Here is a 25,862-nt window from a genome sequence, read left to right on the forward strand (position 1 = left end):
GGTTAAGATCCCAGGAAGACTACCTGGTTGATAGGTCAGAGGTGTAAGTGCAGCAATGTATGTAGCTTACTGATACTAATAGATCGAGGACTTGACCAAGAGATAGATGGTATACACTAAATATATTCGGTTTTGAAGGTACAAAGAATAAATAATAATGTCGCGGGGTGGAGCAGTTGGCAGCTCGTCGGGCTCATAACCCGAAGGTCGAAGGTTCAAGTCCTTCCTCCGCAACCAATGGCTCCTTGGTCAAGCGGTTAAGACACCGCCCTTTCACGGCGGTAACAGGGGTTCGATTCCCCTAGGAGTCACTTTTTTATTTTATATAAGTATGCGGGTGTAGCTCAATGGTAGAGTTCTGGCCTTCCAAGCCAGCTGTGAGGGTTCGATCCCCTTCACCCGCTCCAAAAAAAATGGGAGTATAGCTCAGCTGGGAGAGCATCTGCCTTACAAGCAGGGAGTCACAGGTTCGAGCCCTGTTACTCCCACCAAAGAAAAAAATGTGGCCTGGTAGTTCAGTTGGTTAGAATGCCAGCCTGTCACGCTGGAGGTCGAGGGTTCGAGCCCCTTCCAGGTCGCCACTAAAAATATGCGGGAATAGTTCAGTGGTAGAGCGCGACCTTGCCAAGGTCGAAGTCGCGAGTTCGAATCTCGTTTCCCGCTCCAATAAAAAAAATATGGGTGCATAGCTCAGCTGGATAGAGCAACGCCCTTCTAAGGCGTGTGTCCGGGGTTCGAATCCCTGTGCGCTCATTATTAAAAGGCTTTACATATTAATTATGTAAAGCCTTTTTGATTGCCAATGATGATAGATTATTTATTTTTTAATAATAATTCGAGTAAATCTATTGTTATATTTACATATTTCAAAAGAATTAATCACATTGCTACTTTCCCAATACTCTAATATCCTAAATACAGCATCTCTTAATTTTTTTTTAGTTTGATTGTTTTCGGCATTTAAATCAGAATATAAATTGTCTAAATATATATTACTTTTAGTCATTGAAATTGGACAATTAAAAGCATTGTTATCCAATTTGACGTGTAACCCTGACATAGTAGAAAACCTGTAAATGAATGTATCTCTTAAAACTAAAAATTCATGCTCATTTAGATCTATAGTGTATAATAATTTTTCTTTATGAGTTTGCTTGGTCATTATATTATTAATAATTATACTGATTTTTTTTAGTTTTAAAACGGAATTTCTTATTAAAGTAATTTGTTTGTCTGTAACAACATTTGGATTATTTGAACTAATATACTTAAACAAATTTGTATAAGATATTTTATTTAAATTATTTGCATAAAAAACAAAAATTGATCTTAATACTATAAAATCAAATATATCAAGGTTATCGTTTTGTAAAAAAAGTTCAAACTCATCAGTAAAAAACGTTATTTTAACAATGTTATGAATATTATAGTTTTTATAAAAATGAAAAAAAGGAAAGTCATTAGATATTTCTTGAGAATTAAATTTCATTCTATAGACAGTTTTCATATCAGGAATAACATTATTGTCGAATTGGTTATAATTATTTAAAATAAAAATTAAATTTTTTATACTAATACGCCAAAAGTAATGAGAATGTATTATTTCAGAAATTGAATTTGATATTTTTATACTGTTTGGATATGAGGAGCAAATTAAATTTATTACCTTATTTAGCTTATAGTCAAAAGAAATAATCTCATCTAGAAAAGTTTCTAATTCTTTAATATAAGAGTTAGAAACTTCTGGAAGTAATAAAGATTTATCATTAATTAAAAAATCTAATTTATTTAGTAGTATGTTCCTTTTATTTATCAATGGATCTATAATATTATCATCTATCATTTGGATATTCATATTAAGTTGATTGTCTAAAAAATATTAAAGTTAGTATTCATAATTATATTATTCCCTTCTATAATATTACTTAAATTCTATCATAATATATAAATATTATAAAATCTTTTAAAGAAGATGATATTGAATTATATATTTTCGTTATAAAATTTAGAAAAAAGGATATAATAGTTGAATTTTAAAAAATATAAAGTAGAATAATAATTAGGATATTAAGTATTGTTATCAAATACAAAAAAATATATATTTAAACTTTATAAGAAAAAACATATTAATTCATTCGTTAATTTTAATGGCTATAATTGTATCTATATTTGTTGTATTTATTCCATATGTAACAGCAAAGTGTCAATCAATCAACTATAAAAAATTATAGAATTAGAAAATATATAATCAAAATGTTTAGATTACTTATTTAATTTATTTATATAAATTTGAGGAGGAGTAGTAAATGTATACATACTTTAAATTATCAAAACAGTATATAAAAAAGAATATAAAAACATATATTATAATTTTAGTAGCATTGACACTTACAGTTTTTACAATTTCGTTTCCTACTGTACTAAAAAGGAGTCAAGCTAATAATAAAATAAGATATATACAGGAAATAGCACCTAAATATGATTATCTAGGTATTAATATTAGTACAAAAAATTTATCTGACTTGGAAAATAGTAATTTAATTAAAAATATGTATGCATATGATAACTTAGGTAGTCTGTCCATTGGCAATAATTATGCTACTAGCCTGGTCGGATATAACAATATATTATTTGATATTTTAAAATATGATATTGTTCAAGGGGATTTTCCTAAAAAAGATGATGAAGTAATTTTAAATAAAGATACATATATTTATGGAAAAAAAGTAAATGTAGGAGATAAGTATAATTTTTTTCACGAATATAGATATAAAGAGAATGGTGAAAACAAGATAATATCAGGTAATAAAACACTTAAAGTCGTAGGAATATATAAATCTTTAAATTCTGAGGAATTGGTAAAATATCTGGCTAAAATGGGATTTAACTATAACAACGCTTATACAAATGCACAATCCAAGATAATACCTGGAGATTTAAAAACATATAATGTGTTCATAAATAAGATTAATAACAAAGTAAAAAACTACGATATATCAAGTTCCACGAATATAGAGCCAATGAAAATAGTAGAAAATGATTTTAAAAGAATCCTTACTGATACGGTGAAAAGTGAAATGGTAATAAATAAAGAAAATAGGCTGGCTGTTATATCCGTGATTATGTTAATAATAAGCGTATTTCTTATTTCTTCTCCAGATAGAATGAAGTTTGCAGGTACTATTGAAATATTAGGTGGAAATAAGAAAAAATTAGGATTATCAATATTACTTGAATATATAACATTGATAATAATTTCTACTTTAATCGGTTGTGCTTTAACATATATATCTACAGCTTTGGTGTTAAATTTTTCTGATTTTGATATTACAGGAATAAAGTTAAATATTAAAGTACCATATAAGGAAATATACTTAAAGAATAAAGATATTTATTTATGTGTATTGTTAAATGTCATATGTATGTTGATTATATATATTAAACAACTGATTAAGATTATTATTACATCTCCTATTGCATTATCTAAAAATAATAGGAAAATAGATAAAGTAACAATGCTAATTTCAAATATAAATATCGGTAGAAGTATAAAATCGAAATTAGCATATAAGTGGATTGTTCTAAGTATTAAGTATTATATAATTCCAATGATAATAATATGTGCAATAGGTTCTAGTTTTATTGAAGTTGTGAGTTCTGAGAAAATGGAGTCAGAATCTGAAAAAGTTTATAGTAATGTATACGCAGAATTGATTGGGAGAGATTATATTCTAAAGACTTATTCAGAGTCTGATAAATTTGGTTTTAATAAAGATTTTATTAAAAAAGAAGCAAGAGAATATAATTTAAATAATACTATATTTTCTTATAATAGAGAGAATTATATACTTGAGAACAAAGATAATATAAACACTGAATATTTTAATGAAAGATTAAATAATATAAATCCAAGACCTGATGGAAGGTATGAAATTCCATTTGAATCAATGTCGTTAAATGAGAGCTATCTCAAATTTTTAAAGAGCAATAAATTAATATCTGATGATGATATAACTAGATTAAAAGACAAGAAGAATATTGGAATAATAATAGTTGATGATTTTTATAGTGATTCTCTAAATAGTAGATTTAAAATATTGAAAAATCTAAAGGACGGAGATTTTATAGATTTAAAATTGCCATATGTTACTGATAATAAAGTGGATTATAAAATAATAAAAGCACAAGTTATCAAAAAGATACCTAGAAATGATTGGAGTAAATATTCGATTGTACAAAGATCTTTGGAAGGTAACTTAGGTATTAGTCAAATTGTTTTGGAAAACATAAGTAATATAAATCATTATAATAACTTTGTATTCAATGGAAATAAAGTTAATGTAAATAAAATGATAAAAGGTAATAATATATATAGTTCCTTTAACTTTAGTAGTAGAAAAAATATAAGTGATAACACAAAAAAAGAAAGAAGAATAATATATTTTGGACCGATAGTAGTAAATTATTTAATAGCAGGATTAATATTAGTGTTTACTATACTATCGATATCAAAAATGATTATGGAAATAAGAAAAAGAGATTTTAGTATAATGAGAGATATCGGGGCAAGTGAAAGATACATAATATCTATATTAAGAATTGAAACTATTATTCTTTCATTCACAGCATTTATACTATCGTGTTTAATTGGTATTATTAGGTTATATAGAGATTATATTATGATATCAAAACTTGAAATTATGGATAAAGGAATTGTATATACAAAATTCAGTGTAGACAATGCAGCCATATTAATATTATTTTCTATAATCTTTATAACTTTTATAGTTAATTATATTATATTAAAAAAAATGGAAAATTAAAGGAGTAGAAATGTTTACAATTGTAATAACGGATAGATGTAATTTAAAATGTAAATATTGTTATGAAAGAAAAATATGAGGTATAAATTATGAAAAAATTGTATACAAATGTATTAAAAAGATATTATGGAAAAAAGGATAGCTTAGTAAAGGCAGTTGACGGAATTTCATTAGAAATTGAAAATGGTAGATTTACAGCTATAGTAGGTACTAGTGGCTCGGGAAAAAGCACTTTGCTTCATTGCTTAGCCGGACTTGATAAACCTACAGATGGTGAGGTTATATTAGGTGATAAGAATATATATAAACTAAATGATGATGAATTATCAAAAATTAGACGTCAAGATTTTGGGTTTATATTTCAAAGTTTCAATTTAATACCTGTACTTAATGTATATGATAATATAATATTGCCAATACAATTAGATGGTAAAAAAGAAGATAAAGAATATATTATGAATATAATAAAAAAAGTTGGACTGGAAGATCAGCTTAAAAAGTTTCCGAATGAATTATCAGGTGGACAACAACAAAGGGTGGCAATAGCAAGAGCCTTATCAAATAAACCGGCTGTGATATTCGCAGATGAGCCTACAGGAAACTTAGACAGCAAGACGACAGAAGAAGTAATGAGCCTTCTTGAAAATACAGTAAGTGAACTTAATCAAACGTTAGTAATGATAACTCATGATGAAAATATAGCGAAACAAGCGGATAGAGTAATAACTATAAGTGATGGAAAAATAATAAAAGATGAAAGGAAACAATAATATAAAAAATATTCATTTAATATGTAAAAAGGTTGGATTATGTGAATCTATATTTAACTTAAAAAATGAAATTAATACAAAAAGTGGTGAAAGAAGAGCTAAATTATAATGAATAGTTTATAGAGTTGAAAGATGTAATTTTTGAATTACATCTTTATTAATTTATGAGACAGGTGAAGATATAGTCCACTATACTCAAAAGTACATTATATCCTTCAACAGAATTTAATTTGAAGCCATATGCCATATATATTGCAAAATATAAAAAATTATGAAAAAATTATGAATTAGGCTATATAATGTTAAGGTAGATATGCTAAAATTAAAGTAGCGATATGAAATTAGGAGGTATTTTGTGTTTTCAATAAGCATGTTTTTAAATAAATTTTTTGAAATTATTACTAAAGTAAGTGTTAATGATGTAGTAGATATGCTGATTGTGGCATATTTATGTTACAAAATACTTATGTTTATTAAAGATACAAGGGCAGAACAGTTATTTAAAGGAGTAATTATTCTTCTCGTAGTTACTCAATTAAGTGGAATGTTAAAGTTGCATACACTATACTGGATGTTGGTAAAGATATTGGAAATAGGATTTATTTTACCTTTTATCATTTTTCAGCCTGAACTTAGGGCAGGATTGGAACATTTGGGCCGAAATACGAGTTTTAGAAAAATAAGTAAGACAAATAATGAAAATTATGAAGATAAAGTAATAAAGCCAATAAATGAGATAATTGATGCCATTTATGAATTAGCAGAAAATAGGATTGGAGCACTATTAGTAATTGAAGGGAAGACTAAAATTAATGAAATAGTTCAAACAGGGACAATTATTGAGGCTGCAATAAGCAAGCAGTTGTTAGAAAATATTTTTGTTCCGAATACCCCTTTACATGATGGGGCAGTTGTAATTAGAAATTTAAAGATAAAATCTGCAAGTTGTTTTTTGCCACTTACTCAAAGAAAAGATTTGAGTAAGGAACTTGGTACGAGACATAGAGCAGGTATAGGAATTAGTGAAATATCAGATTGTATAAGCCTAATAGTTTCAGAGGAAACTGGAAATGTTTCAATAGCAAAGTCTGGAAAAATATATAGAAATATAAGTAAGGAAAGATTATTCAATATTTTAAAAGAATTTGAAGAAAAAAGACACGAGTCTAATTTAAGTATTCTAAAGGACTTCTTTAAGTAATGCTTAAAAAAATAAGAAAATAATATTATATTAATAAAAGAATAATTGCAAAAAGTTATTATAAAGTCATAATATTTATAGCGAGGTTTATTATATTAATGAAAAATAATGTGTTAAAAAAAAATAATATAAAAACAAAAGTTATCTCACTTATTACTGCCATTGCACTTTGGATGTATGTAATTGTAGTTGTGGATCCTGAGGAAAAAAAAGTTATTGAAAATATTCCAATAACAATAACAAATCAAAAAGAAATAGAAAATGATGGACTTATTCCGTATCCAAATGATAACTTGTATACAGATATAACCATTGAAGGTAAATTATCTGAAATTCAAAAACTAAATAAAAATAATATAAATATATATGGTGAAGTGATAAATCCTGTTGAAGGTAAAAATGTTGTGAATTTGCGAACCAATATATCTAATAGAGTTTCTAGAGAACTTAAAGATAATACATATGTTCTCAATTTAGAAAAGATAATAAAGAAAAAAGTTGATGTAAAAATAGATATACCTATATCCATAAAGTCGGATATTCACAGTATAATTCCTGAAAAGACAGAGGTGGTAGTTAGCGGACCAAGGGCTATTGTTAACGAGGTAAATTATGTTGGAACTACTTTACAGGTGAATAATAAAAATGATTTAAATGATGAAAATATAGAACTGACTCTGACAGCATTTACTAGCAAAGGTGCTCCTTTAAATGTGAAAATATCAGATAAAAAAATCAATGTTAAAGTTTTATATTTAGTAAGTAAGGAAGTACCTATAAATATTGATTACGCTGGTAATGAACAAAATATTGGATCATATAAAATTTCACCTGAAAAAATAACATTATTAGGAAGCAACGAAATTCTACAAGATGTAAATGAAATCAACACTGAAAAATTAAAGGAAGCTGATTTAAGAGGAGCTACAAATAAAAAAGTAAAATTGATTATACCTAATAATGTGAGTGTTAAAGGCGATATTAGTGAGGTAGAAATAAGTAAAACTGAATAATTTACTTTAAATAAGGAAGTATTTTAAAAATATCGAATTTACAAAATTTTGTTAAATTAATATTTTTATTGCAACTTCCTTATTTTAGTTATAAAATAGAATATATAGACAAGATGTATTCATATTTGTTGCATTTAAACAAATTGTGAAGGAAGTATTCGGATTCGTTGAAAAAATATTTTTTTTGATGTTTGCGAAACCTTTTCAGAGTCTTGTTTTTAAGAAAACACAGTAATTTTTATATTACTTAGGAGGTAAAAAATGGCAGACATTTACAAGATTTTGACAATTAATCCAGGATCGACTTCTACAAAAATTGCAGTATTTGATAATGATGTTGAAGTATTTGAAAAGACTCTTAGACATTCTTCTGATGAAATAGGTCAGTTTAAAAATATTTCTGATCAATTCAATTTCAGAAAGGATGTAATTGAAAGCGAGCTAAAAGCTGCAAATATAGATTTAAAAGATTTAAATTGTATTGTTGGTAGAGGTGGATTGCTTAAGCCTATAAAAGGTGGTACATATAGTGTTACTGAAAAAATGTTAGAAGATTTAAAAGTAGGGGTTTCAGGACAACACGCATCTAATTTAGGCGGAATAATAGCAAATGAGTTTTCGAAAGAACTGGGAGTTCCTGCATTTATTGTTGATCCAGTTGTAGTTGATGAGTTGAGTCCAATAGCGAGAATATCAGGATTATCTGATATAGATAGAAGTAGTATTTTCCATGCTCTTAATCAGAAGGCTATAGCTAGAAGATATGCTGAGGAAGTTGGAAAGAAATATGAGGATTTAAACTTGATTGTCGCTCATATGGGTGGCGGTATTTCAGTTGGTGCTCATCAAGCCGGTTCTGTAGTTGATGTTGCTAATGCGCTTGATGGTGAAGGACCATTCTCACCTGAGAGAAGTGGCGGTGTACCAGTTGGTAAATTAGTAGAAATGTGCTATAGCGGAAAGTATACTATATATGATATGAAAAAAATGATCACAGGTAAAGGCGGATTAGTTTCTTATCTTGATACTAACGATGCTAGAGAAGTTGAAGCCTTGATTGAAAAAGGTGATGAAAAAGCTAAGTTAGTATATGATGCGATGGCATATCAGATTGCAAAAGAAATAGGCGCTTGTGCAGCTGTTTTAAAAGGTAAAGTGGATGCTATATTGCTAACAGGAGGAATAGCATATTCAAAATCTTTCACTAAAGAAATAACTGAAAGAGTTAACTTTATAAGTGAGGTAAAAATATATCCTGGAGAGGACGAAATGATAGCTCTTGCCCTAGGTGGTTTAAGGGTATTAAAGGGAGAAGAAAAAGCTCAGAATTACGACGAACAGTAATCTGGCATGATTTGATAATCGATTAAGTTAATAATAAATTAGTTAGGTGTATCCATTTTATAAATGGATACCTATAACTATGCAATTTCAATTAATAATAAAAAATATCAAATGAGAATGTTTTTTAAAACCCTTGTTATCTGGAGATTGAGAATTTTAGATAAATAAGGAGGTAAAAATGAATAATAAGAGAATTAGAATAATAACAGGTCATTATGGAAGTGGAAAAAGCGAATTTTCAGTGAATTATGCTTTGAAATTGAGAAAAGAGTTAGAAGGAAAACTTTCTCTTTCTGATCTGGATGTTGTGAATGTTTATTTTAGATCCAGAGGTCTAAAAAAATATTTGGAAGAAAACGGAATACATTTGATTGCTAGTTCGGTAGATGCACCCACTCTTGATATACCAGCATTATCAGCTGAAATTCATACGCCATTGTTGAATAAAGATCATAATAACATAATTGATTTAGGTGGCGATAAGGTAGGAGCAACAGTAATAGCAAGATATAAAAATATGATAGATGATGATGACTATGACATGTTTTTTGTAGTCAATGCAAATAGGGAAAAAACGCAAACAGCTGAGGAAGTTATGAAGTATATTGATGATATAGAAATGGCTTCAAATTTGAAAGTGACAGGTCTAATCAATAATACTCATATGCTTAAAGCAACTACAATAGAAGATTTAAAAAAAGGACAAAAAGTTTGTAGGGAGGTTTCAAAAGAAAGAAATATACCTATTAAATTTGTGTCTTGTCTAGAATCTTTAGTTGATCAGATACCGTCAGACTTTGAGGGAGAGGTTGTTCCAATCAAACTTCTTTTAAGGGACGAGTGGATGATGTAGTTTGTGTTTTAAATAAATAAAATTTAGACTAATTTTAATTTTTAAGGAGGCAATACAAATGGCTAAAGGTAGAGTGTCTTTTGATCAGAAGTACTGTAAAGGTTGTGGTCTTTGCATATCAGTATGTCCAAAAAAGATAATTGAGCTTGATATGTCAAAGGTTAATTCAAAGGGGTATAACCCTGCACATGTAGTAAGAATGGAAGACTGTATAGGTTGTGCAAGTTGTGCATTAATGTGTCCAGATGCAGTTATCACAGTTGAAAGAGATTAATTATTAGGGGGGAATTTTAATGGCTAAGATACTAATGAAAGGTAACGAAGCATTCGGTAAAGCTGCAATGGTTGCGGGCTGTAGACATTTCTTCGGTTACCCAATAACTCCACAGAGTGAGTTACCTGAATATTTATCAAGAGAATTACCAGCAATAGGTGGAACTTTCGTACAGGCAGAATCTGAAGTTGCTGCTATAAATATGGTTTATGGTGCAGGAGGTTGTGGTGCTAGAGTACTTACATCTTCATCTTCACCTGGTATAGCATTAAAGCAAGAAGGTATTACTTACTGTGCAGGTGCCGAGGTACCATGTGTTATATTAAACGTAGTGAGAGGTGGCCCTGGTCTAGGTTCAATTCAGCCTTCACAGTCTGACTACTTCATGACTACAAGAGGTGGTGGTGATGGAGACTATAGAACTCCAGTTTATGCTCCGGCAAGTGTTCAGGAAGCTTGTGATATGATAATTGATGCATTTGACGTTGCTGAAACATATAGAACTCCAGTTTTAGTATTATTAGATGGTATGATCGGACAGATGATGGAGCCGGTTGATTTCGAAAAGGAAAGAAAAGTTAGAAAATTGCCGCCAAAAGATTGGGCAACTACTGGTACAAAAGGTGAAAGAAAGCCTAATATTATAAACTCTTTATACCTTTCTCCAGAAATACTTGAAGAACATAACTACCATCTACAGAGAAAGTATGATTTAATAGAAAAAGAAGAAGTACAGTATGAAATGGATAGAACAGAAGATGCTGAACTTGTATTTGTAGCTTATGGAACAATGGCAAGAGTTGTTAAGAATTGTGTAAATGATTTACGTGAAGAAGGATATAAAGTTGGTTTAATAAGACCTAAGACAGTATGGCCATATCCTTATCAGGCGTTTGATGAGATACCAGCTTGTAAAAATTTATTTGTAGTTGAAATGAGTTTAGGACAGATGGTAGAAGATGTTAAGTTAGGTTCTAATGGAAGATATCCAGTTCATTTCTATGGAAGACCAGGTGGTATGGTTCCAGAACCAAAAGAAATCATGGCAAGAGCGAAAGATATTATGGGAGGTGTTAAGTAATGGCTGTAATTTTCAAAAAAACAAAAGGCTTAACAGATGCACAGACACATTACTGTCCAGGATGTACTCATGGTATTATCCACAGACTAGTTGCTGAAGTATTAGAAGAAATGGACGTACTAGGAACTTCAATTGGTGTTGCTCCGGTTGGATGTTCAGTACTTGCATATAATTATTTTAACTGCGATATGCATGAAGCTGCTCATGGTAGAGCTCCTGCTGTTGCAACAGGTATTAAAAGAGTATTCCCAGAGCATACTGTATTTACTTATCAGGGAGATGGTGACCTTGCATCAATTGGTACTGCTGAGATAGTTCATGCAGCGAACAGAGGTGAAAATATCACTGTAATATTTGTAAATAATACTACTTATGGTATGACTGGTGGACAGATGGCTCCTACTACACTTATAGGTGAAAAAGCTACAACTTGTCAGGGCGGTAGAGATCCTAAACTTCATGGTTATCCAATTAGAATAGCTGAAATGTTATCAACTTTAACTGGTGCGGTTTATGTAGAAAGAGTTAGAGTAGATACTCCGGGGGAAGTTAGAAAGGCTAAAAAAGCAATAAGAAAAGCATTTGATGTTCAGATGGCTGGATTAGGGTTCTCAATAGTAGAAGTTCTATCAACTTGTCCGACTAACTGGGGTAAAACAGCTCCAGATGCTCTTCAGTGGTTAAGAGACAATATGGTTCCATATTACCCAGTTCAGAATTTCAGAAATATTGATATAGAAGCTGCAAAGGAGGAAAAGTAAATGAGTACATCTAGAGTTATTTGTGCAGGTTTCGGTGGACAGGGTGTAATGTCTATGGGTCAGTTAATGACTTATGCTGGAATGTTAGAAAATAAGGAAGTTTCTTGGTTACCTTCTTATGGTCCAGAAATGCGTGGTGGTACAGCTAACTGTTCTGTTACAATTTCTGATGAACCAGTTGGTTCTCCAATTATTACTGATGATGCAACGGCTGCAATAATAATGAATTCACCTTCATTAGTTAAATTTCAGGGAGATGTAGTTCCAGGAGGAGTTATTCTTATAAATAGTTCTCTGATTCATGAAAAATGTGAAAGAGACGATATACAGGCTTACTATGTAGATGCATTAGAAATATCTAAAGAATTAGGTGGAACAAAATTTGCTAATATGGTAATGTTAGGAGCTTTCCTTGCTATAGACGATAGTGTTAATATAGATTCTGTTCTTGAAGCATTCAAAAAGGTATTTGGAAAGAGCAAAGAAAAATTCATACCAGTTAATAGACAGGCATTAGAGGCTGGATATAATGCTGTTATGAGTCAGAAAAAATAATATATATTAATAGTTAATATAAGTTAATTAAAGGATGGATTTTTATATCCATCCTTTTTGAGTTCACCTTCCAAAATGTATTTTTTGATATAAATTTGATATAAAAAAGTATTATAAACTTAGTAATATAAAGAAAAAATAAAGATTATGTGATAAAATATATTGTATAAGTAATCAAAAATGAGGAGAATAAAAATGAGGAAATATTTTGGAACAGATGGAGTTAGAGGAATTGCAAATACAGAATTAACATGTGAACTAGCATATAAATTAGGAAGAGCAGGTGGATATGTTCTTACTGATGGAAAAGAAAAGGTAAGCGTGGTAGTAGGTAGAGATACAAGAATTTCGGGTGACATGCTTGAATCAGCACTTATATCAGGATTGATGTCCGTTGGATGTAATGTAATTACAGTAGGGATAGTACCAACTCCGGCAGTGGCTTATTTAACCAGAAAATATGGTGCAGACTGCGGTGTTGTTATTTCTGCATCACATAATCCGGTTGAATTTAACGGTATAAAATTCTTTAATAAAGATGGTTTTAAGTTAGCTGATGATGTAGAACTGGAAATTGAAAAATACATTGATAATATAGATGCTGTGGATTCACATCCCGTTGGAGATAAAGTGGGTAAAAAAATGTTCATGCATGATGCTTTGAAAGACTATGTTGAATATATTACATCTCATATTAAAATTAATTTTGACGGAATTAAGGTTGTTTTAGATTGTGCAAATGGGGCTGCATATAAGGTTGCACCAATGGCGTTTAGAGCTTTGGGAGCAGAAGTTGTTGAGATGAACTGTAAGCCCGATGGAAATAATATAAATTATGAATGTGGATCTACTCATCCGGAAGGCCTTCAAAAAAAAGTTGTAGAAGTAGGCGCAGATATGGGGATGGCTTATGATGGAGATGCGGATAGACTTATAGCCGTTGATGGAAACGGAAATATAGTTGATGGCGATAAAATTATGATTATGAGTGCTATTAACATGAAGAAAAAAGGTATGCTAAAAAAAGATACATTAGTTGTGACAGTGATGAGTAATATAGGTCTCGTTATTGCTGCAAAAGAAAATGGAATCAGTCTTTCTACTACAAAAGTTGGTGATAGGTATGTACTGGAGGAAATGATAAAAGAAGGTTATTCATTAGGTGGAGAACAGTCCGGGCATTTGGTTTTTCTGGATTATAATACTACAGGGGATGGAACTATGTCATCATTAATATTGGCTTCAATACTGCAAGAAGAAAAAATGACACTTGCTAAAATGTCAGAAGTAATGGATCAATATCCACAAGTATTGATAAATGTAAAGGTTAAGAATGAGTTCAAGAATTCCTATATGGATTTTGAAGAAATTTCAAATGAAATAAATAGAATTGAAGAAGAAATGAATGGAAAGGGAAGGGTTCTTATCAGATCTTCCGGAACAGAACCTCTTGTAAGAGTTATGTTGGAGGGTAAGGATCAGGAGTATATATATTCTCTTGCTAAGGGATTGGCAAATATAATCGATGAAAAAATAGGTTGTTAATTCTTGAGTATAAAATCATACTTGTATTAAGGAGCTGATCTATAAGTAAAAGATATCCACTTTTGAATCAGTTCCTTTTTTATTAAGGTTTAATTTAATAATTTTTGTTAAAATATAAAAAATAGGTTTGATTTTTAGTGGACTTATTTGATATAATTAATTGTTAAGTAAAAAATCTGTTTTGCAACTTTTCTTTTTTGGGTTGCAAAATCTTTTATTTTTAAGGATTTTTGTTATAACATTAAAAAATAAAGAATTTGGTCAAATACAAAGTAAAGGGATTTTTTCTCTAGCGCCAGAACTACCTGAAAAATTCTGTGAATTTATGAATAGATATTAATTTTATGGTAGTTGACGAGGACGAAGTTTATCGAAAATTCGGCGGATGCTTCGCGGAATGCCTGTTTCCGAACTGTCTCACAAAACTTGAAAGAAATTTCATCGACAAAAGAGACTCAACAGGTGACCAATTCTTAAAAAAATTTAGGAGGTACCAGTATGTGTGGTATAGTTGGTTATATAGGTAATAGAAAGGCTAGTGACGTGATATCCGAAGGTCTTTCTAAATTGGAGTACAGAGGATATGATTCGGCAGGTATTGCAGTTTATAATAATGGTAATATCGAAATAAGAAAGCATAAAGGAAGACTTGCAGTATTGGAAGAATCTTTAGCCAAAAATCCGATTGATGGAAATCTAGGAATAGGTCATACTAGATGGGCAACTCATGGAGAACCTTCAGATGTTAATTCTCATCCACATTTTAATGAAGAAAAGACAATTGCAGTTGTTCATAATGGTATAATTGAGAATTATGCTGAATTAAAAGAAAAACTGATAAATGACGGGGTAACTTTCATATCAAAAACAGATACTGAAGTAATACCACATTTAGTATCTAAATTTTATAAAGGTAACTTATTGGACGCCGTTTATAATGTTTTAGATGAGATTAGGGGAGCTTATGCACTTGGGATAATGGCCAAAGACTCACCAAATGAATTGATTGCGGTTAGAAAAGATTCCCCGCTTATAATAGGCGTAGGAGATGGTGAATATTTTATTGCATCTGATATACCGGCGATATTAAAATATACAAGAGACGTATATTTTATGGAAAATGGTGAAGTTGCCCATATTGAAGGTAATAATATAAAAATTTATGATGAAAAAAGAAATCTTGTTGAAAAAGATGTATTTCATGTTAATTGGGATATAGAAGCCGCCTCAAAAGGTGGATTTGACTGTTTTATGAATAAGGAAATTCATGAGCAACCTCAGGGGATAAAAGATACTATTGAAAGAAGATTGGATAGTAATGGTAAAATACATTTAGATGATATTAAAATAACCAGAGAAGAACTTAATAATATAAATAGAATATATATAGTAGCTTGTGGTACCGCATACCATGCCGGAATGCTAGGGAAATACGCCATTGAAAAATTGATGAAGGTTCCGGTAATAACAGATATTGCATCTGAATTTAGGTATGGTCAAAATTTTGTGGATGATAAATCCCTTGTAATTCTTGTAAGCCAATCCGGTGAAACAGCAGATACATTGGCCGTACTTAGAGATTCAAAAGCTAAGGGAGCCAGAATTTTATCCGTGACAAATGTTGTAGGATCATCAATAGCAAGAGAATCTGATGATGTATTTTATACTTGGGCAGGTCCGGAAATAGCAGTTGCCTCTACAAAAGCATATACTACTCAGATTGTTTCACTTTATATGATAGCATTAGATTTTGCATTAAAGATGGATACAATAGATGAAAAAGAATATAAAAAGATTCTTGATGAAATGCGTGAATTACCTGAAAAAATCCAGCAGATTTTAAATAATAAAGACTATATAAAGGATTTAGTAAAGGATCTAGTTGCTAAAGAACATGTATTTTATCTGGGAAGAGGTATAGATTATGGGCTTTCTTTAGAAGGGTCTTTAAAATTAAAGGAAATTTCCTATATTCATTCGGAAGCATTTGCAGCCGGTGAGTTAAAGCATGGTACTATAGCTTTAATTGAAAAAGATACTCCGGTTATATCTATTGCTACTCAAAGTTATCTTTTTGAGAAGATGGTTTCTAATATGGAGGAAGTAAGAGCAAGAGGTGCAAATGTGATTGCTATAGCAAAAGAAGGAAATAAGGTAGTTGAAAAAGTTTCGGACAAGGTTATTTATATACCGGAGTCTTCTGATTTTGTGGCACCTGTTTTAGCAATAGTTCCGATGCAGTTGATGGCTTATTATATTTCATCTATGAAAGGATTGGATGTAGATAAGCCTAGAAATTTAGCGAAATCAGTTACGGTAGAATAAAAATGACTGGAAATTTTAATATGAAAATTAACTAATGTATTTGTAGAATATAAATTTATTACATATTTTAAAAACATAATAAGCACAAAACATTTTGAGAGGAGAGTTTAAACCTTTCCTTCTCTAATGTTTTTTGTGTTTTTTTGTGATATATGTTGACATATTGATAAAATAAGTATATAAAAGTATAGTAGGCATTTATACTCATTTATAAAATATATATTCTTTGAATGAATTTTAAGAAGGTTAGTTTAATAAAAATTGGTAAAATATGTGGTTTTATTAAACGTACATATTTATAATATATGTTTTATAAATGAAGATAAATAAACTCGTTTTGAGATGTTAATTTTATATTAGTTATGTAGTTTAAGTGATATGTTTAAGGGAGTAGAATTATGCCAAGAATAAGAGTAAAACAAAGTGGCCCTCTTAAGGGAACTATAAAGATAGACGGCGCTAAGAATGCTGTTTTGCCAATTATTGCAGCGACTTTATTGGCAGATGGAAAATGTGTATTAAAAAGTGTACCGGATTTAAGAGATGTTCATGTTATTTCGGATTTATTGGTTCATTTGGGTGCTAAAGTAGAATATAAAGATAACGTGTTGACCGTTGATTCATCTGAAATCAATACGTATGAAGCACCATATGAATTAGTTAAAAAAATGAGAGCTTCTTTCCTAGTAATGGGTCCTATTTTAGCCAGGTTTAATCATACAAAAATTTCTATGCCAGGCGGATGTGCAATAGGAACTAGACCTATAGATTTGCACTTAAAAGGATTTAAAGCACTGGGGGCGGAGATAAATGTCGATCATGGTTTTGTAGAAGCCAAGGCAGATAATTTAAAAGGAAATAAATTATATCTAGATTTTCCTTCAGTTGGTGCGACCCAAAATATAATAATGGCATCTGTGTTAGCCGAGGGAACAACGGTGATAGAAAATGCAGCAGAAGAACCTGAAATAGTGGATTTAGCGAATTTTTTAAATGAAATGGGGGCTTCTGTAAGGGGAGCAGGAACAAATACGATAAAAATAAAAGGGGTTAAAAAATTACATGGTGCTGAACACACGATAATACCTGATAGAATAGAAGCTTCAACTTACATGGTTGCTGCTGCCATGACAAATGGCGATGTAGTGTTGGAAAATGTAATAATAGATCATTTAAAGCCAGTAATTGCAAAGTTAACTGAAGCAGGAGTAACTGTGATAGAAGACGAAAATTCAATAAGAGTAATAGGAAATGGTAAGATTAAGCCTATTGATATAAAAACATTGCCACATCCTGGTTTTCCAACAGATGTACAGGCTCAATTTATGGCTATGCTTACTGTAGCAGATGGAACAGGGGTAGTTATTGAAACGGTTTTCGAAAACAGATTTATGCATGTTAATGAATTTAATAGAATGGGTGCTAATATTAAAATTGACGGAAGAAGCGCAGTTGTAAATGGAGTAGATAAATTGGTAGGTGCAGATGTTACAGCGACTGATTTGAGAGCAGGTGCAGCTTTGATTTTATGTGGATTAATAGCAGATGGAATTACTAATGTCGGAGAAATTTATCATATTCAAAGAGGTTATGTAGATATTGACAAAAAACTCAGGGCATTAGGTGGAGATGTAGAAATAGTAGAAGATTAATTTTGAATATATAATAGGTATTTGTATTTTTAATCTGAATGTTATTTTAGATGAGAAAAGACAATTTTAGGTCTTAGATATGTGGAGGTATTGAAATGGCTGGAATGGATATAGGTATTGATTTAGGTACTGCCAATGTACTTATCGTTGTTAATGACAAGGGAATAGTATTAAATGAGCCATCGGTTGTGGCTGTAGATAATAGAATTGATGAAGTGATTGCTGTTGGTCATGAAGCTTATAAGATGATAGGTAGAACTCCAAAAGATATTGAAGCTATAAGACCAATGATGAATGGTGTAATATCTGATTATGATAATGCTGAAAAAATGCTTAGAGGATTTGTAGAGATGCTTGGAAATAAAAAAGGTATGGGTAAAATAGTTATGCCTAGGATTATGGTATCAATACCGACGAATATTAACGATATAGAAAGAAAAGCAGTAGAAGATGCTACAAAGCAGGCTGGGGCAAGAGAAGTATTATTGATTGAAGAACCTGTAGCAGCTGCAATTGGTGCAGGTATTGATATAACTGTTCCTGGTGGGCATCTGATAGTGGATATCGGTGGTGGAACTACAGATGTAGCAGTTATTTCGCTTGGAGGAACAGTGATAAGTAAGTCTATAAAAATTGGCGGCAGTAAATTTGATTTAGATATTATAAGATATATAAAAAGAAATTACAATGTGATTATAGGAGAAAGAACTGCCGAGAAAATTAAAAAGGATATAGGATGTGCTTATAGAAGACAAGAGGAAAGATTTATTAAGATAACAGGTAGAGATTTAACAAATGGTCTGCCAAAATCTATAACTGTCAGTTCGCTGGAAATAATGGATGCTATGAGTGACAGTGTGATGCAGATAGTAAATCTTGTGATAAAAGTATTGCAAGAGACTCCTCCCGAATTAGCTTCCGATCTTGCCGAAAAAGGAATAATGCTTACTGGTGGTGGAGCATTGTTATATGGAATGGACAAGAAAATATCTGAAGTGACTGGTCTAAGAGTAAAACTTGCAGATGATCCTATTAGCTGTGTAGCTCTTGGAACGGGAATAGCTTTGGGATCAGTCGAATTATTAGAAATAGCCGGAACAGTTTAAAATATAACCAATAAAAAAATAAGATAACAAATTAATTTAGATGATTTTAACGAAATATATTGACATTAATTGAAATTAATGTTATATTAGTTTAGTAATTTAATAAGAAATCTTGATTTACCTTATCAAGAGTGGCTGAGGGACAGGCCCTATGACGCCCGGCAACCGATAAAGACGGTGCTAATTCCTACAAGATATTTTCTTGAAAGATGAGGTTAGCTAATCATTAATATAATGAATTAATGGCCTCTTCACGAATGAAGAGGCTTTTTATATGGCTAATAATAGGGTGAGGAGAGATAACTTCGCTAGTAAAGTAAAAAAAATAAAAAAGAAAGGAAATAGGAAAATGGCAAGACATTTATTTACATCAGAATCAGTGACAGAAGGGCATCCTGACAAACTTTGCGACCAGATATCAGATGCAATCTTAGATGCACTTTTGGAAAAAGATCCTACATCGAGAGTTGCTTGTGAAACGACAGCAACTACCGGGCTGATATTAGTAGCAGGAGAAATCTCTACAAATGCATATGTAGACATACCTAAACTGGTAAGAGAGACAGTGTGTGAAATAGGATATGTCAGAGGTAAATTTGGATTTGATGCAGAAAACTGTGGTGTTATTACTGCAATTGATGAGCAATCAAATGATATAGCTATAGGAGTTAATGAAGGATTAGAGTCAAAATCTGGAGAGCAGGTGGAGGATGAAATTGAAAAGGTAGGAGCAGGTGATCAAGGGATTATGTTTGGCTTTGCTTGTAATGAAACACCGGAGTTAATGCCACTTCCTATATCTCTTGCGCATAAACTGTCTAGGAAACTTACCGAAGTAAGAAAAAAAGGTGAATTGAAATATTTAAGACCGGATGGTAAGACACAGGTAACTGTTGAATATGAAGATGATAAGCCGGTAAGAGTTCATACCGTACTTATATCAGCTCAGCATGATCCTAGTGTAGAAAATGCTCAAATAAGAGAGGATTTAATAGAAAGAGTAATCAAAACCACTATTCCAGAAGAATTAATAGATGACGAAACAATATATTATATAAATCCGACTGGTAGATTTGTTGTTGGTGGACCTCATGGAGATACCGGATTGACTGGAAGAAAGATAATTATTGATACTTATGGTGGATATTCAAGACATGGTGGAGGAGCTTTCTCTGGAAAGGATCCTACAAAAGTTGACAGATCTGCTTGCTATGCCGCTAGATATGTAGCTAAAAATATAGTTGCAGCCGGGTTGGCGGATAGATGTGAAATAGAACTATCCTATGCCATAGGAATTGCAAGACCACTTTCAATTTTTGTAGATACATTTGGAACGGGTAAATTATCAAATCAAGAACTTGTAGATATAGTGAAAGAAAATTTTGATCTTAGACCCGGTGCAATAATCAGAGATCTTGATTTGAGAAGGCCTATATACAAGCAGACTGCTGCATATGGACATTTTGGAAGGACAGACATTGAACTTCCTTGGGAAAAATTAGACAGGGTAGAAAAATTAAAGACATATTTATAGTAAATGTTTTATACTTAAATTTTGATATTAAAAGGTTATTTTATTTTTAAAATAAATAGCCTTTTTTTATTTGCTTATCATTGTACTGCTTTTTACTAAAAATTTAAAAACCACCTTTTTTATGATAATAAATATTAAATCTTACTCTTCTATTTTTTATTATTTTTTGATGATTTTTCAAAAATAACTAATAATTTTTAAAGAATTCCCTATTATATTGAATATTATTATGATTATCTCTATGTTATAATATAAAACAGTAAATGAAAACAACATTTAATTATAAAGGATAATTACTACAAATATATGGAGGTTAAAATGAGTAAAAGCAAAATTAGTATAGTCAGAAAAATAACATCAGTAATGTTGGTGGCAACTTCAGCGGCAGCTTCTGTATCAGTTTTACCACAAAGAATAGTGGCAGAGGAACATTCGAAGAACGAATTTTCATCTAAGTCAGAAATTGATAAACAGTTTCTTGAAATTAAAAAAGTGTCATATTCTAAAGACAGAAAAATGATTACGATTTCTTGTAATGGTAGATTAACAGAAAATAATCATGAATTTTATGAAGCAATTTATAATAATATAAAAAAAATAGTTGTAAATGAACATAGTTATAAAGAGGGATTTAGGGTTAATTTGCAGCCAGAAAAACGAGAAATTTTCATTGAAGATATTAATTTAAAAGACAATAAAATCGAAAGCCTGATATTATATACAAAAGATAATAAAACAATAAGTTGGAAAAAATCAGATGCTGGTAATGATGGAAGTGTCGATTCTCATGAAGAAAATGGAAATACAGAAATAATTGATAAACCTGAAGTAAATATTTTACATAAAATAGATATTATAAAAGGAATTGGTTTAAAAAAAGGTGAATTTGGATATTTTTATTTAGATTTAAAACCGGAATATGATAATCAGAAAGAAAAGTTTAAGAACGATATAAAATCAATAGTAGTAAACAAAAAAACGGTACCTTTATACAAGTTTAGAGAGCTTACTCGTATGTATAGTTATTCAATTGACAGAAAGAAGTGGGATTCTTTTGGTATAAATACTACAGAGGATGAAAATAATAGAGTTACTATTACTTTTAAAAATGGTGATAAAATAGAATGGCCTAAGGGAGATTTAAGAGATAATAGTTCTGAAAGTATTGTAGAATCAAGTGTTAGTGAGAATGATCCTCTTTATACTTTTGAGGCTATTGATGATTTTAATATAAACAATTCAGAAGATTTTTATATAAATTTAAAAACTAGATATGGTGAAAACGAAGAAAAGCATATAAGAGGAATAAACTTAGATGAGAGAAAAGACGAATTTGTGGCGAACATTGAAAGTATAAGTATAAATAATACTGAATTTTCTACTTCTAGCTTGTCAACATCTCATAGAACCAGAACCATAACTTTAACTGAAGAAGCAAAAGAAAAATTGAAATTTAATTTTAAAGAAAGTGATAATATATTAAAGATAACTTTTAAAAATAAAAAATCTATTGTTTTACCAAAGGGTTCTTCTTCATCAAATACAACTGACTCCGGTAAAGAAGAAGAATTATCACCAAAACCATCTGTTCCATCTGATAAAGAAAAGATATATAATTTGAAGGATAAGCTTCCGAAGGGAGAGTACACTATAGGATTTGAAGCAAAGTATGCAGATGGTAGAGATGGATACTCTATGTTACAGGGCTTTTTTGATGAAAGAGTGAAGTTGGTCGTTAAAGAAGATGGTTCTATGGAAATAGAGATGCTTTGCTTATTATTTGCAGATGGCTTATATGATTTAGCTATGCAAAATGATGGAAAGTGGAGCTCAACAATTGAAAAGAAAAATTATGGGAATCCAGATGTAAATAATAAATACAGGCAGGCTATATTTAAGTTACCTGTTAAAAATTTAGATCAAGTACATCTTGCCGGGGTTATAGTCGGATATATGGGAGCTGTTGAAACTGATAAAGGTCAATTTGATAAGTATACAAGGGTAAATATAAACTTCAAAGAGGGAATCAAAAAAGGATTTACTAATTATAAACAAGTGGAAGAGGATGAAAAAGCTAGGATATTAGGAGAAAAAGTATTAAATAGCAGATTAATTGCAAATGGATTTGATAGTAATCAAGGAAAAGTTACCAAGGAAAATATTAAAAATTTTAAAGGTGATACAGTAAATTTAGGTTCAGATTATGATAAAGATAAAGAAACGGAAGGAAAAGATATTTATGACATATCTATTTTAAAAGATTTGGGACCTTCAGTGAAACGTCTAGTCTTAACTGGAAATGCTATTTCTGAATTGCCAAAAGGAATTTTTGATGGAATGACAAATTTGGAGGAGATAGATTTAGCAGCAAATAGATTAGATACTTTGGATAAGAATTTATTTGCGAAAAATAAGAAATTGAAAAAAATACGTTTGTCTTCTAATAAATTAGGAACTATTGATAAAGACTTTTTTATCAATAATCCTGAAATAGAAGAAATAGATTTATCAAATGCATGGTTAAAGGATATACCGGGTGGATTATTTAAAAATAATAGTAAATTGAAAATACTTCAATTAGAATCAAATAATTTATTTGAAATGGCTGATGATGCATTCAGTCATAATGAAGATCTTAATTTTTTAAATATATCAGATAATAATTTATCAAAAATGCCAAGTAGTGTTTCGGAATTGACGGGTCTTTCCAAAATATATATGCAAAATAATAAAATCAAAGAATTACCGGATTTAAGCAAATTAAAAAATCTTTTTGAATTAAATGTTAGCTATAATGAATTAGATAATATTGATGATAGAGTTTGGGAAAATATTATGACTAATAGAAAGAATAATGTTAAAGTAAATCTTATTCATAATAATTTAAAAAGGGTTCCCGTAGAAATATTAAATAAAGGTAGAAATGTAATAAGTGTAGATTTGGCATATAATTATTTACCAGAAAAATATGAAGAAATTTTTAATGGAACTGACAGTGAAAAAACCGGTGTAAACCCTAGAAATCATTCTAGCTATAACCCTCAGAAAACAGCAGTGAATTTGAATGTAAGAATTGATGCTAAAAATATAATTGTTGATTCTACCAAGAATTTGACTATGCTTGATCTTGCTAATTGGAGATATCCAAGAGGAGGGGCTATTGGAACTGTAAAGCCTGATAAAAAGTCTTATCTTGAGGAATTAAAAGAATATAAATCAGTCGAAGAAATGGTAAAGGCAAAAAGTGATAGCTATAGCTGGAAGATAAATACTAAAGTAGAAAGAATCAGAAATGGTCATAAAAGCCTTGTGGATGAAAAAATTACTACTGAAAAAGAAGATGAAAAGTTTATTTTTAATGACTTGCAAATGAGAGAGGGAGATAAATATATTGTAACAAAGACTCTTTTATTTAGGAGAGATGCTTCTAATGGATATGTTAAAGAAGTTTCTGTAACAACTACTCTAGATGCACCTAAAGATGATAAGAAAGATATTAAAAGATATGCAGTTCCAGTTAAATTGATGCATGCTTACGAAGAAAAACCTTCTATGGGTAATGCAGCTTTATTACCAAATGCAATTGTAGAAGAAAAGGATGGATTGAGAACAGTATATATTTCTTTTAAAGGTATGAATGCGCTTAATCTATATGGTCATTTAACAAAAGTTTTTGTATATCCGGGTTCTAATAAAAATGGAGTTCCAAAAGAATCTTCTGTAGAAAAAATGTTTAAAGATAAAGGACTTGACGGAAAAGAAAAAGATTTTATAAAGACTGTATCTTTTGTTAGAGAAGGAAATAGAGAGAATGTAATTTGGTTTAAAGTTTATGTAGATGCTATGGATGCTTTAACTCCAAGTAAGACTGAAGGGTCCGGCGCACAAGATGCTAAGTTAATATTTGACTGGTCTAAAGCTAAAGAGACAGATAAAACTTGGCCGGAAGATGTATTGGACAAAGAAAATAAAAAAATTGATGAAATTTTAAACAATGCAACTAGATTACAGGGAAGAGATAGATACGGAACAGCCATTTCTATAAGCAAAAAATTCTTTAAAAATGCAAATAACGTAGTACTTGCAAGTGGAGAAAATAATGCCGATGCATTGGTATCAGCATCTTATGCTAAGTTGAAAGAAGCTCCAATTCTATTGACTAAAAAAGATGAAATGCCTGTTGATGTAATAAAAGAAATAGAAAGATTAAATACAAAGAATATTACGATTATAGGCGGAAATACTTCAATATCTTCAGAAGTTGAATCTGTCCTGAAAGGTAAAGGGTATAATGTAAACAGAATCTCCGGTAAAGATAGATATGAAACATCCACTATATTAGCTAAAGATGTAATGAAAATGGGAAATTCTAAAAAAATAGCTGTGATTAATGGAAAAACAAGTGCAGATGCATTGACAATTTCTTCATTAGCCACAAAATATAATTTGCCTGTCGTGATGATTAAAAATATAGGAGCCAATGACATTTCTATCAAGGAAATAAATACATGGGGAATAAGTGAGGCGATTATTGCCGGTGGAGATTCTTCTGTGTCGGAAGATACATTACATTCTATAAAAGCTTATATAAAGAGAAGAATAGCAGGAAAAAACAGATATGAAACTGCATTAAAAATAGCAAAAGAAAGCTATCCAAATAGCAAAAATATTTTTATAGGAAATGGAGAAATATCTGTGGATTCTTTATCTGCCGGAGCTGTAACAAGTAGAGTAGAAGCGCCTATACTTTTAATAAAAAAAGATAAAATAGATGATAACATAAAAAAAGCTATTGAAGAAATGGGAACAGGAGAAGCCTACATACTAGGAGGAAAAAGTACAATTGCCCTTGGCAAATAAGTTATAAAAATTTTTACCTATATTCTAAATATATTATTATATAAAAACACAAAAAGATATCAATAACCAAAGTTTATGGCTATTGATATCTTTTTTGTGTTTTGGTTAATTCCATTATTTGAATTTATAATAGTATAAAAAATTTGGAATATGGTTTTTTCTCGT

At 30.4% G+C, this 25,862-nt stretch carries 17 protein-coding genes, 7 tRNA genes, 1 rRNA gene and 1 riboswitch; of the genes, 24 read left to right on the forward strand and 1 reads right to left on the reverse strand.

Annotated elements, in window-relative coordinates; genetic code table 11:
• The 8 genes from HLB29_RS00005 to HLB29_RS00040 form a co-directional block, all read left to right on the forward strand.
• A 23S ribosomal RNA gene (locus HLB29_RS00005) occupies positions 1-99 on the forward strand; the annotation flags it as partial.
• Between the two features lie 62 nt (positions 100-161).
• Positions 162-237 (forward strand) — tRNA-Met (locus tag HLB29_RS00010).
• Between the two features lie 2 nt (positions 238-239).
• Positions 240-311 (forward strand) — tRNA-Glu (locus tag HLB29_RS00015).
• Between the two features lie 22 nt (positions 312-333).
• A tRNA-Gly gene (locus HLB29_RS00020) sits at positions 334-407 on the forward strand.
• A gap of 8 nt (positions 408-415) precedes the next feature.
• Positions 416-491: transfer RNA gene (locus HLB29_RS00025), tRNA-Val, on the forward strand.
• A 13-nt stretch (positions 492-504) separates the two neighbouring features.
• Positions 505-581: transfer RNA gene (locus tag HLB29_RS00030), tRNA-Asp, on the forward strand.
• A gap of 10 nt (positions 582-591) precedes the next feature.
• Positions 592-666 (forward strand) — tRNA-Gly (locus HLB29_RS00035).
• A 13-nt stretch (positions 667-679) separates the two neighbouring features.
• Positions 680-753 (forward strand) — tRNA-Arg (locus tag HLB29_RS00040).
• A 64-nt stretch (positions 754-817) separates the two neighbouring features.
• Here the strand turns inward: HLB29_RS00040 and HLB29_RS00045 are convergent.
• On the reverse strand, positions 818-1,843 hold the full coding sequence (locus tag HLB29_RS00045) for a hypothetical protein (protein WP_185623127.1): 1,026 nt from the start codon (positions 1,841-1,843) through the stop codon (positions 818-820).
• A gap of 463 nt (positions 1,844-2,306) precedes the next feature.
• On the opposite strand from HLB29_RS00045, the gene HLB29_RS00050 reads away from it, so the two are divergent.
• From HLB29_RS00050 to HLB29_RS00125, 16 genes are all read left to right on the forward strand, one after another.
• On the forward strand, positions 2,307-4,823 hold the full coding sequence (locus HLB29_RS00050; RefSeq protein WP_185623128.1) for an FtsX-like permease family protein: 2,517 nt from the start codon (positions 2,307-2,309) through the stop codon (positions 4,821-4,823).
• Positions 4,824-4,912: 89 nt separating this feature from the next.
• Positions 4,913-5,593 carry an ABC transporter ATP-binding protein gene (locus HLB29_RS00055; RefSeq protein ID WP_185623129.1) on the forward strand — a complete coding sequence of 227 codons (681 nt, stop codon included), beginning with the start codon at positions 4,913-4,915 and terminating at the stop codon, positions 5,591-5,593.
• A gap of 355 nt (positions 5,594-5,948) precedes the next feature.
• Positions 5,949-6,794 carry a diadenylate cyclase CdaA gene (gene cdaA / locus HLB29_RS00060; RefSeq protein ID WP_185623130.1) on the forward strand — a complete coding sequence of 282 codons (846 nt, stop codon included), beginning with the start codon at positions 5,949-5,951 and terminating at the stop codon, positions 6,792-6,794.
• Between the two features lie 98 nt (positions 6,795-6,892).
• The gene (locus HLB29_RS00065) at positions 6,893-7,807 is read left to right on the forward strand and encodes a CdaR family protein (protein WP_185623131.1); all 915 of its coding nucleotides are present in this window, start codon (positions 6,893-6,895) and stop codon (positions 7,805-7,807) included.
• A gap of 261 nt (positions 7,808-8,068) precedes the next feature.
• Entirely contained in the window at positions 8,069-9,151 is a 1,083-nt protein-coding gene (gene buk, locus HLB29_RS00070) for a butyrate kinase (protein ID WP_185623132.1), read from the forward strand.
• A gap of 178 nt (positions 9,152-9,329) precedes the next feature.
• Positions 9,330-10,004: an ATP-binding protein gene (locus HLB29_RS00075; protein WP_185623133.1), complete on the forward strand. Its 675-nt coding sequence runs from the start codon at positions 9,330-9,332 to the stop codon at positions 10,002-10,004.
• 58 nt (positions 10,005-10,062) lie between these two features.
• Positions 10,063-10,278 (forward strand): 4Fe-4S dicluster domain-containing protein, encoded by a 216-nt coding sequence (locus tag HLB29_RS00080; RefSeq protein ID WP_185623134.1) that lies wholly within the window; start codon positions 10,063-10,065, stop codon positions 10,276-10,278.
• Positions 10,279-10,297: 19 nt separating this feature from the next.
• Positions 10,298-11,359 (forward strand): 3-methyl-2-oxobutanoate dehydrogenase subunit VorB, encoded by a 1,062-nt coding sequence (locus HLB29_RS00085; RefSeq protein WP_185623135.1) that lies wholly within the window; start codon positions 10,298-10,300, stop codon positions 11,357-11,359.
• Positions 11,359-12,120, forward strand: coding sequence for a thiamine pyrophosphate-dependent enzyme (locus HLB29_RS00090; RefSeq protein ID WP_185623136.1), 762 nt, complete (start codon positions 11,359-11,361; stop codon positions 12,118-12,120). The genes HLB29_RS00085 and HLB29_RS00090 overlap by 1 nt, the downstream gene beginning before the upstream one ends.
• A complete protein-coding gene (locus HLB29_RS00095; protein ID WP_185623137.1) occupies positions 12,121-12,675 on the forward strand; it encodes a 2-oxoacid:acceptor oxidoreductase family protein in 555 nt (184 codons plus the stop codon).
• Positions 12,676-12,870: 195 nt separating this feature from the next.
• Positions 12,871-14,220, forward strand: a complete 1,350-nt coding sequence (gene glmM / locus HLB29_RS00100; protein ID WP_185623138.1) for a phosphoglucosamine mutase — start codon at positions 12,871-12,873, stop codon at positions 14,218-14,220.
• 498 nt (positions 14,221-14,718) lie between these two features.
• A complete protein-coding gene (glmS, locus tag HLB29_RS00105) occupies positions 14,719-16,545 on the forward strand; it encodes a glutamine--fructose-6-phosphate transaminase (isomerizing) (protein ID WP_185623139.1) in 1,827 nt (608 codons plus the stop codon).
• Positions 16,546-16,943: 398 nt separating this feature from the next.
• Positions 16,944-18,197 (forward strand): UDP-N-acetylglucosamine 1-carboxyvinyltransferase, encoded by a 1,254-nt coding sequence (gene murA / locus HLB29_RS00110; protein WP_185623140.1) that lies wholly within the window; start codon positions 16,944-16,946, stop codon positions 18,195-18,197.
• 95 nt (positions 18,198-18,292) lie between these two features.
• Positions 18,293-19,303 carry a rod shape-determining protein gene (gene mreB, locus HLB29_RS00115; RefSeq protein ID WP_185623141.1) on the forward strand — a complete coding sequence of 337 codons (1,011 nt, stop codon included), beginning with the start codon at positions 18,293-18,295 and terminating at the stop codon, positions 19,301-19,303.
• Between the two features lie 119 nt (positions 19,304-19,422).
• Positions 19,423-19,519, forward strand: a riboswitch (SAM riboswitch).
• Between the two features lie 133 nt (positions 19,520-19,652).
• Positions 19,653-20,837 carry a methionine adenosyltransferase gene (gene metK / locus HLB29_RS00120; protein ID WP_185623668.1) on the forward strand — a complete coding sequence of 395 codons (1,185 nt, stop codon included), beginning with the start codon at positions 19,653-19,655 and terminating at the stop codon, positions 20,835-20,837.
• Positions 20,838-21,155: 318 nt separating this feature from the next.
• Positions 21,156-25,697 (forward strand): cell wall-binding repeat-containing protein, encoded by a 4,542-nt coding sequence (locus HLB29_RS00125; RefSeq protein WP_185623142.1) that lies wholly within the window; start codon positions 21,156-21,158, stop codon positions 25,695-25,697.
• Positions 25,698-25,862 lie beyond the last annotated feature (165 nt).

Origin of the sequence: Peptostreptococcus canis, assembly GCF_014229965.1 — a bacterium.
In the GTDB taxonomy this organism is placed as follows: Bacteria; Bacillota; Clostridia; order Peptostreptococcales; family Peptostreptococcaceae; genus Peptostreptococcus; species Peptostreptococcus canis.

Coding starts and splice junctions, on each gene's coding strand:
- HLB29_RS00045 (WP_185623127.1), bottom strand. CDS start 1,843: ATGATAGATGATAATATTATAGATCCATTGATAAATAAAAGGAACATA.
- HLB29_RS00050 (WP_185623128.1), top strand. CDS start 2,307: ATGTATACATACTTTAAATTATCAAAACAGTATATAAAAAAGAATATA.
- HLB29_RS00055 (WP_185623129.1), top strand. CDS start 4,913: ATGAAAAAATTGTATACAAATGTATTAAAAAGATATTATGGAAAAAAG.
- HLB29_RS00065 (WP_185623131.1), top strand. CDS start 6,893: ATGAAAAATAATGTGTTAAAAAAAAATAATATAAAAACAAAAGTTATC.
- buk (WP_185623132.1), top strand. CDS start 8,069: ATGGCAGACATTTACAAGATTTTGACAATTAATCCAGGATCGACTTCT.
- HLB29_RS00075 (WP_185623133.1), top strand. CDS start 9,330: ATGAATAATAAGAGAATTAGAATAATAACAGGTCATTATGGAAGTGGA.
- HLB29_RS00080 (WP_185623134.1), top strand. CDS start 10,063: ATGGCTAAAGGTAGAGTGTCTTTTGATCAGAAGTACTGTAAAGGTTGT.
- HLB29_RS00085 (WP_185623135.1), top strand. CDS start 10,298: ATGGCTAAGATACTAATGAAAGGTAACGAAGCATTCGGTAAAGCTGCA.
- HLB29_RS00090 (WP_185623136.1), top strand. CDS start 11,359: ATGGCTGTAATTTTCAAAAAAACAAAAGGCTTAACAGATGCACAGACA.
- HLB29_RS00095 (WP_185623137.1), top strand. CDS start 12,121: ATGAGTACATCTAGAGTTATTTGTGCAGGTTTCGGTGGACAGGGTGTA.
- glmM (WP_185623138.1), top strand. CDS start 12,871: ATGAGGAAATATTTTGGAACAGATGGAGTTAGAGGAATTGCAAATACA.
- glmS (WP_185623139.1), top strand. CDS start 14,719: ATGTGTGGTATAGTTGGTTATATAGGTAATAGAAAGGCTAGTGACGTG.
- murA (WP_185623140.1), top strand. CDS start 16,944: ATGCCAAGAATAAGAGTAAAACAAAGTGGCCCTCTTAAGGGAACTATA.
- mreB (WP_185623141.1), top strand. CDS start 18,293: ATGGCTGGAATGGATATAGGTATTGATTTAGGTACTGCCAATGTACTT.
- metK (WP_185623668.1), top strand. CDS start 19,653: ATGGCAAGACATTTATTTACATCAGAATCAGTGACAGAAGGGCATCCT.
- HLB29_RS00125 (WP_185623142.1), top strand. CDS start 21,156: ATGAGTAAAAGCAAAATTAGTATAGTCAGAAAAATAACATCAGTAATG.